Annotated in this window: 5 protein-coding genes; 1 reads left to right on the plus strand and 4 read right to left on the minus strand. The window is 41.7% G+C overall.

The genetic code is table 11. The features are described 5' to 3' along the window. Window positions 1–379: 379 nt before the first annotated feature. The 4 genes from MJZ25_03915 to MJZ25_03930 form a co-directional block, all read right to left on the minus strand. Entirely contained in the window at window positions 380–1,399 is a 1,020-nt protein-coding gene (locus tag MJZ25_03915) for a DUF285 domain-containing protein (GenBank protein MCQ2123310.1), read from the minus strand. 184 nt (window positions 1,400–1,583) lie between these two features. Continuing rightward, complete coding sequence (locus tag MJZ25_03920; GenBank protein MCQ2123311.1) at window positions 1,584–7,895, minus strand: hypothetical protein; 6,312 nt, start codon at window positions 7,893–7,895, stop codon at window positions 1,584–1,586. Window positions 7,896–7,966: 71 nt separating this feature from the next. Continuing rightward, window positions 7,967–9,214: a transposase gene (locus MJZ25_03925; GenBank protein ID MCQ2123312.1), complete on the minus strand. Its 1,248-nt coding sequence runs from the start codon at window positions 9,212–9,214 to the stop codon at window positions 7,967–7,969. Window positions 9,215–9,331: 117 nt separating this feature from the next. Continuing rightward, window positions 9,332–9,490, minus strand: coding sequence for a hypothetical protein (locus tag MJZ25_03930; protein ID MCQ2123313.1), 159 nt, complete (start codon window positions 9,488–9,490; stop codon window positions 9,332–9,334). A gap of 131 nt (window positions 9,491–9,621) precedes the next feature. On the opposite strand from MJZ25_03930, the gene MJZ25_03935 reads away from it, so the two are divergent. Beyond that, window positions 9,622–12,825, plus strand: a complete 3,204-nt coding sequence (locus tag MJZ25_03935; GenBank protein ID MCQ2123314.1) for a hypothetical protein — start codon at window positions 9,622–9,624, stop codon at window positions 12,823–12,825. Window positions 12,826–12,890 lie beyond the last annotated feature (65 nt).

Here is a 12,890-nt window from a genome sequence, read left to right on the forward strand (position 1 = left end):
GGGTTTCCCCGAGCCCATCTGTGGCATTACAGGCTTCCTGCTCAAGGTGTGCAACCTCAAGTCTCTGAACCATAACTTTCCGCAGTCTGCTGTGTGGCAAAGCCATACAGCAACAAGCTGCTGGCCCATATTAAAAAATCTGGTCCATTCTGAATAGGTTAAGTAGTCATAAGACCATCAAAACTCATTCATCAGAATAGGGCCAGTTTGTATGAAATATTGTTTACAGCCGATTACTCTAGATTGGGTCGGTCCGAAATCATATCCAATTGATTCCTGTCCGGTTCCTCACGCTTCTGTTTCATCTCAGCAATACGTTGCTTGAACTTGGCTATTACTCGCTCTTTCGTTTCTTGATTCATGATGATTTCTCCTACAGTTATTTTTTCATATCTCCACCCCAATATACTGGGATTTGAGAACGTTCAATCTTGGCCTGCTCTGATGCATACTCGCCTGTTTCTGGATTGTAGCCGCAATTAGTGAAACAGTCACTATAAGATCTAGCGACTACTGCATTATTGTAGAAATCAAGCATTCCGGCCTCGACAGATGTGCAGCCTCGAAACATAGTATTCATTTTCGTCACATTGGATGTATCAAGCCGTGGAATGCTTGTTAGAGATGTGCATCTATAAAACATAAAACTAGTATTCGTCACATTGGATGTATCAAGTTGTGGAATGCTTGTCAGAGATGTGCAGTCTCGAAACATATCATACATAGTTGTCACATTGGATGTATCAAGCTGTGGAATGCTTGTCAGAGATGTGCAGCCCCAAAACATGTCTTCCATATCCGTCACATTGGATGTATCAAGCTGTGGAATACTTGTTAGAGATGTGCAGCCCCAAAACATACGAGTCATACTCGTCACATTGGATGTATCAAGTTGTGGAATGCTTGTCAGAGATGTGCAGTCTCGAAACATACCATACATACTCGTCACATTGGATGTATCAAGCTGTGGAATGCTTGTTAGTAATGTGCATCCTTGAAACATACTCTCCATATCCGCCACACTGGATGTATCAGCAAACGCAAGGAATGAATATTCTATTCCAGTATATGTCCTATACCAGTCCTCGGTATCAAGAGTCACGTCCACCACAAGTGAAGGCTTGCTATTCTCAACAACAGATACCGACACCTGACTTTCTTCCAGTTCATATATTTCCGCCAAAATACTAGGCGTGGTAAGGGTCTCAACAGCGTCCTCGTATGACATCTCAAGTTCATCCAGCATTTCCTCGGTAATCATATACTTTGCCCTATATGTCCTAGGCGGAAGAATAATCGGTTCTGGTCCGGGTGGAACGGGCGTAGGGGAAGGAGTGGGCTGGTATGCTTGGTTTTCTAACCACATAACGTAAGCCATATGCATCAATGTTGGAGCCATAATATCATCCTATTGCTTGACATCATATAGATAGTTTATACGTTAGTCAACTAGATTGACCATACATTCAAATTTTCAGCAAGGATATAATCAGCATCAGTGAGTTTTCTTGCTACGACTATTATAATGTATGATTGATTATCAACAAGAAACCCCCTCATTGAGGGGGTTATTTCATTGTGTTTTAATCGTCGTATTCAGAATTATATACGGGTTCTTTTTCCGTCTTGTTTATTTTTTTGGGTTTCGGTTCAGTTTGTTTAGGTTGCGATGATTTCATGGACTTCTGACGCTTTGCGGGTTGCTTACCAACGACAGTGGAAACGTCATCAATATCCTCTGTATCCACAACGGAATTACGTGGTTCCGATCCAGCAGCATGTACTTCAATTTGATACTCTTCACCAGAATCATCAACAACAGTTACACTAGACTCATCCGAATCATCGGATTCCGGCGCTGATTCAGGATCATTTGTAGATACGGGTCTAACAACCGGATTACGCACCTTATTCGCACGGCCAGAAGATTTAGCTTTCTTGGCATTAGTCGGGGTGGTAGTCTTAACCGGCGTCGGAACCTCTTCTTCGTCATCATCCTCGTCACCGTCATCAGCGTTAACGTCATAATGGTCGTTCTTAAATTTCAGTTCATCAAACTTCACCTCGCCCTTACTAGCAAGCTCAGTAATATATTGATCAACTGCATCAGAAAGCACTGCAACATCATCACTAGGTACAGCAGCAATCACATGAGCAATGATGCCAACCATTAAATTGCCATAAATAACCCCAAAAGGATCTATAGATACCATCTGGCATTTCGGATATGCCTGAATCTTGCCATTATCCATCAATGCAGCGATCAACTTTTTAATCTTGCTATCGTCAACGTCAGGACGTTCAGACATGACGGCAATCTGCTTATTTATATCGATGCCGGTATCATATGCAACAATAACCATATTAAGGTAAGGAATAACCGTCGTAATGTTCGCATGTTCATTCAAATCACCGGCCGATTCAGCAAGTTTCAATGCTTCGGACACAAAGTTTCTAAATGTGCGTTCATCGTACGATTCATTGAACATAGTAACAACAAAATCAGAACTGCCCACGGAATTCCTAATGTACCCAACCGAAGCTAACTCACGCATGACATTCTCAAAACCGGCGTCAGTCATTGCATTGAATGCCGTCGGGCCAAGACGCATGTGTCCGATACGCTTAACAGTTGCTTCAGACGGCTTGATCGATCCAATCGCAACCGAATTTCCACCATTACTAAAGGATTCGGTAAACTTGGTGTACAACAATTGTGCACGTTGACCCATCGTAGAATCCGAATCACCATTACTGTACAATTCCCTCAGCAAAGCAACAATTGTTTTATACTGGTCAGACTTTGTATCTCCAAAGAATCCATGTGGCAAACCAGATTCAGTGTCCAACTCAGTCAAAGATTCAAATATAGCATACATTTGCTGGCCGATTTTAGTACTCAGCAACTCATCACTATTATCAGATGACCCGAAATACAAACTAGCAAAATGGTCAGCCATGTCTAATGAAACGGCATCAGGAATAGAAGCCAACACACTACACACGGAATACGCCCATTCCAAATCAATGGCATTAGCTCTGTCAGCGGTTCGTGTAGGAGTAATCTTATTCATCTGCACAAGCATACGTTCCATATCTGAATGGAAATTTTGGTCATTTTTACCATGGTCAGACGCATACTGAATCATACGGGCACGATTTTTATCAATCATCACATGAGCGGCTGCTTTTTGACCGGCATGGGTACCAGCTGCCACAATGTATGATATAGGCGTATCCAGATCAGCAACCAAACGCTTGATCGAATCATTAACTACTTCACGAGTTTCAGTTGTCTCACGGCTATTTTCAGTCACATCACTTGTCGAATACACGGCAGAAAGAACTTTTTGGCCAACTACACGGCGAAGACTCTTTACAACAGCAATGATATCATCTTTCGTTATGTCAGCCGGTTCATTAACTTCATGCGACAATTTATCACCGCCAAGGAAACCCATGATCGTATTCAACGACATTTGTTCACCGGCAGATGCAGCATCAGCCATAGCAATAGTCTGCTGTCCGTCATCATTCTGCTGGATTTCAAAAACACGTCCATTTTTGACACGTTCCTTAGACCCACCCTTTGTTGCATCCGACCCATCAGTCTTGGAATAATTCTTTACGTATGGATAAACAGGCTGTCCATTCATTACAGTAGTAAGGAACGTCATTAACTGATTGTAATCAGAATCCCCATTACGTTCATCATCAATCAACGCATTAATCGCTTCACGCTGTAAATCGTTATCAGCCATATTACCATATAGGATATCGTTTCTAGCCATATTCTTATAAATAGAAGCTTCGCTACGGTCTAAACGGGTATTAGCATTATAACGTTCATCTGTTATACTACGATCAAAGGTTCCTATCATCAAACCTACAGAATATGCAAAATCAGCCAATTCCGGATTCGATTCCATTTCAGTAACCATATTATCGTAATATGATTCATGGGCATTAGCCACTGCACCGGTTGGAGCGTTACTATATTTTTTCACGCCACGGAAACGGGCACGGGCAAAGGCATCTATTGCATTATCTTCACTGTCGTTAAAATCGCCATGTTTCTGAATACCGTTGACATTATTAACAAATCGACTTAACGTTTCCTTAGAATCGGGTGTCAACACTCCACCTAAATACGACAATACAGATACAGCCGATGAAGCCCATCCATAAGTATCATCCGAATAAGTTTCATCCGTTGTAGCTGACTCCAATTTTTCAATTGCATAATCAGCGGCTGATATCGAAACTGGATTTCCACTATTCTTTTCGATAATACGCCTAATAGATTTCAATGAGCTCACCAAGTCCCTTACAGTATCCGCATACATATTGTATTTCGAGAAGATAAAGGTTCCGATCACTAAAATAATTTGTGCAACGGCAGTGTCATCAGACATAGTGAACGGTAACACTTTACCATTACGATTCAACTTCTTAATAATCATCGACGCAGTATCGATAGCCGCACAAGCTCGCTTTAAACTTTCACCAGAAACACGACTGCTTGCAACAACGTCACCGATCAAATGAAGATCAACATCAGTAGTATTCATCACCAATGCATTCAATTTATCAACGGATTCATTATATAATGCTTCACGTTCGGCCCAGCCGGTTTTATACGTTTCGATTTCACGTTTGATTTCACTTGCCGTGCCATTATCGTTGTCTTCAACCGCTTCTTCATAGGCAGTTTCATACCCCTTGATAATGTGACCATACTCGATCTTATCACGTTTCGCTGAATATATATCATCACACAATGACACGATCTGGGTTGCATACTTAGTAGCGACTCCAGTATGTTCGTCAAGTTCTTGCTTAGTTTGCGCAAGTGCGGTTTTAAATTCATTCGCATTGTACGATTTAGTATTATCAGTATAATTCAGCTCACGAACAGGGTCTGGGTTAACGTCAAAGTTATCCGCATATTCAGTCGGATCAATAGCGTCATTAACATCTTCCAAACTAGCGGCATTGTAAATACGGCTCATCTGGCGAATTTTTTCAATGACTGCACGTAATGTAGAACAGGTACAATCAACAGCCGAGAATACACTTCGCATTGGCTTGCCATCTTCGACATCAACGCTTGCCATAGTATTGGCGGTCATGATAATCTGAGAGATATCAGCCATTGTCAAGCCAGATGATAAAATTTCATGATGAATATTAACCAATGTATTAGACACATTACCGGTTTCATCTATGACAGCGGAAATAATACGTTCAGCACGTTCACTAAGATTAGATGCAATGTTTACCAGCGTAGCGTCTAATGTACTATTCGCAGTATCAACCTGATTTCTAGCCAATTCGGTTTTAGTTCCATCCGGATTGATCAAGCTATACACCAAATACTGTTTGATATCAGGTAACAATTCCTTCACGTCATTGATATGTTTACCTAACGTTCCATCCAGTCGATAACCAGCTAGAGTACTAATGCGTGAAAAGACATTCTTAATTGATTGTTCAACTCGTCCGGCGTCAGCAGAATCGTTATCACGCATTACTGACTGGACCAGCATTTGCATTGGCATCAAACGTTCGGCAACAACAACGGCATTGGCTGCTGCAACCACATGGCCAGCAGTTTTTTCATCAATTTCAGATGTTTCAACTGAATTCAACAATTTCAGTAACGAATCCGCCCTTGATACGCCTTTCAGAATTTTAGGCGTATTATCGACAATTTTATCCTGACGGAATAAACGACCGGCGATAGCCATTTTCATATTGGCAATGCATTCACGGATTCGATCGTCAGGAATCTTATCATTAAACATAAGATTCACATTAGGAATATTTGCGTCAATGCCATCACGAACAATACTAGATGTTTTTAAAATACCAAATTCACGTAATGCGTCTCGTAAAGACTGGCATGTATTGTTAATACGTTTACAGTAATTATCGATGACAGAAAGTCTGGCCATAGAATCATACTCAAACCGGTCTTTACGGCTATCGCCCGTATCTGGGCCAACAGGGTACGTCATTCCGGCAATAGCAGCCATTTGTTCATAATCAGAGTCAGTGTATTTTTCCGACGCCATGTGAAGACGTTTTAGATCATTCTGAAAATTGACATTGCCTAAACGTTCAGTCTTCCTTTGCTGCAGTAAATTGATTTCGGATGACGACGGTCGTTCAGCAGCGGCGATCTCATGGCCCAAATGTTCCGATAGGCCTGACATACCCTGTACATCAGCAAGAGTATTCCCGGACAAAGTCGTGTATGGAACCAATCCATGAATCAAATACCACGATTTCGTCTTTTCACCGGATACGCCAGTTTTTACCAACGCTGGGGCAATATATTCACGATTTGCATCGTCATAATTCACTTCTGCAATCGGAGTGTTGCTTACTAATTGACCGGAAGCCGATTGTTCAAACCCCTTAGTAATTACAAATGCTTCTCCATTATTTGCAATCAACGATGAAAATGTTTCACCATTATTAGTAAGACCCGTACGATTAGCGTCAATTGTTCGATTTGTTGTATCCTCAGAACCCAAGCACGGGTTTCCACTTACATTAGAAATCGTAATATCAGCTTCACCAAGCTTACCACTTACCGAACCATTCATATCATACAAAAATTCTTTCTTGATACGATTCAAGATATGCGGCACATAAGAATTGGCCTGAATGTTATGTCCAGCCGGTCTCGGGAAGATATTCAAAAAATCATCATAATCATCAATTGAATCAATAAAGTCAATGATGGCAAGACGGACGTTATTAGCCTGAATTGTATCGGAAGCCAATGTTTCAAAAATAGCATCGATCGATGCACCAAGGTCGGTGGCCAACATAGTAGTCTTATATGACGGCAGAATATTGAGCTCATGCAAAATATATCCAAGGAAATACAGCATATCCTTTGATTCGATATTAGCACTACTGTCTGATTTTTTATTGTCTTTATGAAGGTCCGACGCAATCAATTCGCCTTTATTGGCAGCAAACATCTTGAACACTTCACCAGCGGTACATTTTGTCTTAGCCGTAATGAGTCCGAGCTGGGTATCATTACCTTTGCTAGGATCCTTTACCACTATCGTTTCACTACCCGGTTCGGATTTAGACATTCGTTCTATACCACGATACAACAGTTCAGATGAATCAGATGATTGCGAACTAACTGACGCATTAACATAGGCACGCAGCATATTTCCGGCAGCAACCCATACGGCAGCATCATAATCAGACTCGCTGCAACCAGTAAAACCGGCTTTTTCAGCTGCATTCACTAACTTTGTTATAAAAAACTCGGCGGTCTTAATAATTTTTGTCACACCGTTCATGTGTGTGGCCCATGAATTCTGCGTTGCGCCGTAATCATCAGCAACTTCCATACCCGGTGCCGTAGGAGTATGAATCTCAAGCGTTTCATACACTGCTTCAGACATAGCATGGGCCGCTTTTACCAATTCAGATCTCGATGCGTCGGCCGTCGAAATGATATATTTATAGATTAGCGGTTCAACCGGGCCCGATGCACTAGAATCTCCTATACTGGCCAAGCGCATATCAAACTTTTTCGCACATGCATCGATAAATTTTGCGATACATGGGATAATCAACGCAGCTAAAAATAAATATTGGCGTGAATTTTTAACACGATTGTCGATACCATTTCCAAACAAACTGGTCATCATAGTATCTGAATCTACTGGAGGTAGTGCATCTGCTTCTTTAATAATCAAATCAAATAATTTTGAGAAATTACTAAAACTCGACAAATGATTGTACGATGTATGCGTGGACTGATCTTGCTTTACATCGCCAAGGACAGCATCAATGGCATGCTTAAATGTGTTAAAGTTATTACTTACATCAAAATTACTTTCGAAAAGCGATATCATATATCCCTGCCACAGTAGTTTACACAAGTTTATAACATTGTGCCAGATATTTTAGCATGGCTGATTATGAACTACCCACCCACTAAAGATGGGTGGGTTTCCCCGTGCCCATCTGTGGAATTACAGGATTCCTGCTCAAGGTATGCAACCACACCAGTGTCAACAGGCTTTAGCGATTCATCGCTTCCCTTAGTCCGTGAGGTATTTCGACTTAAACGAATGCGATTTCCTTCGTTCAGTATGTTGAGAGCTGCGTTCTGGTCTCTATCTAGCCAAGTACCACAATTCGGGCAAGACCACTCTCTATCAGCTAGAGTCAGCGTGGTGTTCTTGTAACCACAGCAGTGGCATAGCTTGCTGGAAGGATAGAACGAACCTACCTTGATGTAGTATCTACCGTACCAGAATGCCTTGTAAGCAACCATATTGCAGAACCGTCCAAATGACGCATCTGCAATAGCCTTGGCTAACTTGTGGTTCTTCAACATATTTGACGGCTTCAGGTCTTCGGAGTAGATGTATTGGTTCTCTACTATCAGTCTCTTGCTGACCTTGTGCTGGAAATCAATTCTCTGGTTTCTTATCTTTTCGTGTACCAGAGCGACACGATGCTTCTGCTTCCGATAGTTATGCGAGCCTTTGGTACAATGCGACAGCTTACGCTGTTCCTTTGCCAACTTTTGCTCACTCTTTCGGAAATACTTTGGATTTTCTATAACGCAACCATCGCTGTCTATAAGGAAATCCTTGATACCGAGATCAAAGCCTATCTCGTTATCATTCGGTGGCAGCTTCATCCGGTCATCATCCATTTCCACTAGGATGGAGCAGAAATACTTGCCTGTTGGGGACTTGGATATCGTCAAACTGCATACTTTGGCTATAGGCAATGACTTGAAATCATAGTCCTGTCGGAACTTGACCAATCCGGCCTTCGGAATGAATATGCGGTCATTCCTAACACCACGAATCAATGTTTCAATGGTCTTAGGCATCATTGCATTGCGGTAAGACTGCTTATCACATTTCTTCTTGAACTTCGGGTAACGTGATTTGCCATCAAAGAACTTCTGGTATGCACCCTTGGCATCCATATAGGCATTAGCCATTCCCTGACTGTCGGCTTCCCTCATCCAAGGCCATTCCTCCTTGAACGAGGCCAACTTAGGCGTAAATGATATACGAGACTCTTCAAAGATTGACTTCTTCAAGTCTATGAACTGGTTATAGATGAAACGGCAAGTGCCGAAGGTCTTGTTGAAGAACTTCTCCTGTCTTACTGTCGGGTACAACCGTATCTTGAATGCCTTGTTTATCATATACAGAAATGGCTAGTAGCGGACTAATTTGGCGTTCATTCCACTACCAGCCATCAAAAACTCTTTGATTTCGTGGATTGGAGAACGCCAATTATCCTATCCACCATATAATTTATATTACTTATTTTGCGTTTTAGTTATGTTACCCTTGTCATCCACCATACATACACCCATCTTGGATTTTCTCATCATAGCAGCATCGATGCCAGTCATTCCATTCTTGGAAATCATTTCTTCAATGACCTTATCCGTGTCCAATTTCAATTGTTTATCCATACGACATACCACATTAAATATATCATTAAACTATATTATTTTCATCCGCAATTCATCTCACGGGCTAAAGACCCGTGAGTTTTCTTGCTACATCTATTATAAACTTAGGGAAAACATGCCGGTGGGATTTTATGGTTATTAATCAAAACATTTTAAATGCCGCATTTCCGAATAATAAAGATGCGCAGCAGCAGTTCTCAACGATTGCAGAAAAGTACGGTAATATTTTAGATACATACTTCGACCTCGACAGCAACGACGACACTTATATGAATGATTTGATCGAATGCGCCAACGAACTTAACAAATGGGGTATTTTAACAAACGGAACCGCATTTAAACTATTCGGTTTTATCAACGATATTTGCGGCGGTGTTGTACCAGATAACCTAAGCGAAGATACGTTGCTTGATATCAACGATATTATATCGTCTAGAGGCGTATCTGATCGATCAGCGGAAATTTATTCGAATTATATCAATTCGATACTTCATGATAGTCTACTTGGAGTACAGACAAACATTCACGACATAATTAACGAAACATCTCGGTCCGGATTCAATATATTAACCCCACCGGAACCAATCACAGGTGACGCTACAGAAGATTCATCATCGCAAATTCTGTCGAATTATGGTATTACTGCGCCGGCCACAAAAATATTGGATGCATTTAAACAGAATTCCACTGATGACGATACTGCGGCCAGAAAATATGTATTATTTGAAAAATGGACAACTACGCCGTCGGGTGAAAAAATACCCAAACAACAACAATCGCATATTCAAGCTTGCTTGAATAAATTGACGTCATTATCCGATAATGAATTAAAAGAGCTGTGCAATACAAATCCTAACCCGAATAAATTGCGTACACTGCTATCCCAATTGACAATTACGCCACAGACATTACTGTCTACAATAAAAAACAGTGGCAACGAAAATCATGCACAGCAACCTAAACAGCCAACTGAACCCCCAGCCGGTGGTGGCCAAGACAAACCAAAACAGGCTATTGTATCCGATTACGCTCAACAGATTGCACAATTTATTGCAGATTCAGGCAAATACGTTTCAAACATAGATGCCAAGGACTTAGCAACGAAAATCGTCGGATCCAATATTCCAATTGACGAAATGATCAGCATTTTCAGTAATTCGGATGCAAAAACCGAATCTGATCTACAGACACTTATCAAACACAAGACAGAAAATTCCATCAATGACTTAACCACGGCAAATTTACTAAGCAAGGCGTTCGGCGAACGGCCAGCTAATATCGATTCATTCGTTACCCAGATGCCGGTTCTATATACTGGCGTTGATCAGCTACCGTTGTATATTTTGAACGCAGAAACTATTAAACGCATCCAGAAAATTGCAGCCAACATCAAAAGCCTTGCAAACAGTAAAGACTGCGGATTTAACGACAATATCGCAAATGCTATACAATTCCTTATCGATATGCCTGATAAAACGCAGCACGAGTCATATCCGGTTGCTAACATAAAGCAAATAATCAAACAAATGCAAGATAACAATACATTGGCAGATATAAGCGCAAATGGCACAGTAATCGAGAAAATTTGCTTGTCGAAATCGAATAATACACTAAGTGAATTTAACAAATGGGTAACAGCAATCAAAAATGCTGGTATCGATTTGTCAACCGCAGATGCAAGCATAATTGACTTTGTTAAAAAACTAAATGCCACCGATGATTTAACTAAAAAATCGACACAGACTGAGCTGGGCAAATTATTGAAACAATCGACGCCCCCACTGGCGCCAGCAAACCCAACACCACCAGTAAATCCACAAACGAAGACTGTAAAGTTAGCAGATTTGTTTAACACCGATATCAAATCAAATCCGAGTTTCGTCAAAGCCATTACCGAATACATGAGGAAGCATGGCAATACAACCGGAGAAATAACAGGTACACAGGATGAAATAAACGTCATTGTAACAGAAATTCGCAACTTGGCTAATCAAAATAATCCTACGGGTACAATTCAGACACCGGTAAAGCCTGTAACGCCTGCAGTTCAACCGCAGCAAACCAATCCTACTGCGCCAGTTGCACCAACAACACCTACGGCACCGGCTACACCGGCTGCGCCAGTTGCTCCGACAGCCCCAACATCGCCAGCAGCTCCAGCAGCTCCGGCAGCTCCAGCAGCTCCGGCCGTACAGTCTCCGTCTGCACCCGCATCTCAGACCGGTACACAGCCTGCATCAATCCCGGCCCCGGGTCCTGCAAACCAGACAACAAGTCCAGACCCACGCACAACATATCAACCTGTATATGATGCGATTAAAGCACATGCAATGTCTCCACAACAGGCTGACCTAGCATCAACTATGGCAGATGATATTTTTATGCACCCCGGTCATGATGCTGATGCATATTTCAAATTGGTGAACATGACCAGTTCGATGTACCCGGTAATTTTTGACCTACTGGATAAAGCGGACCCTGCCAATGGACATAAAGAAACTATGGCGCCATCTGAAGCCAATACCAATGATTTGAGTACGGTCGAGTTCATAAATAATCCAATGAGCCAGCACAAACCGAAACGCAAATTATTCACCGATTTTACAAAACCGGCAGGCATGACGATGGGTTCAGCTGACATCTGGGACGCACCAATAATCGAATCAATGGGTTTCCCATTTGTCAACTTTAGTAACGAAACAGTCCGTGACGTACTCACCGGTGACGACAAGGCCAAAAAATCGGCATACAACAAGCTAAAGTCGATACTGAAGGACATCAATATTGCCAACAAGCATGTCGGTGGTATTTTTGACTTCTTTACCGATAAGCCAATCAAGCTTCTCAAGGAATTTGCCGGAAAGGGTAACCGTTGTAAGCCTAATTGGCTCAGAGTAGAGACTAACGATCTTAACTCAGCATCACCGGATTCACTGATAATGGTCACCCCGATCAAGCAGTTTACACGAAAACTGGAATACAATAAACCACAGCAGGTTACAATGACTATGCTAACCCAGTTCTACAAGCTTCTCGACGTTGACGCCATTCTAAAAGCAGACCCGTCCATCATCAAGAAATACATGGGCATGACTGTCGACGAGCTGGCCAACCAGTATGAAGCAAACGGTAATCAAATGCCGTACTATCTGCTTTATCCGAAGCTCGGGAATGGCATAAGCTACGAAATATACGATAAGTCTACGGGATCAATATTCAGTTCCATCTTCAGAACAAAACAGAACTGCAAGGCAGTAAAAGTCAAGTTCAAGGGACATGATGGCCGATTCATAATGCCCAAAAGCGTAGCAAATGCACTATACACAGAAACTTAAAAAATAGCACCGGATTTCCGGTGCTTTTTTAATTATCATGACCTGTATTTATTGGGGCAAACATT

This window comes from Fibrobacter sp. (assembly GCA_024399065.1).
Lineage (GTDB): Bacteria > Fibrobacterota > Fibrobacteria > Fibrobacterales > Fibrobacteraceae > Fibrobacter.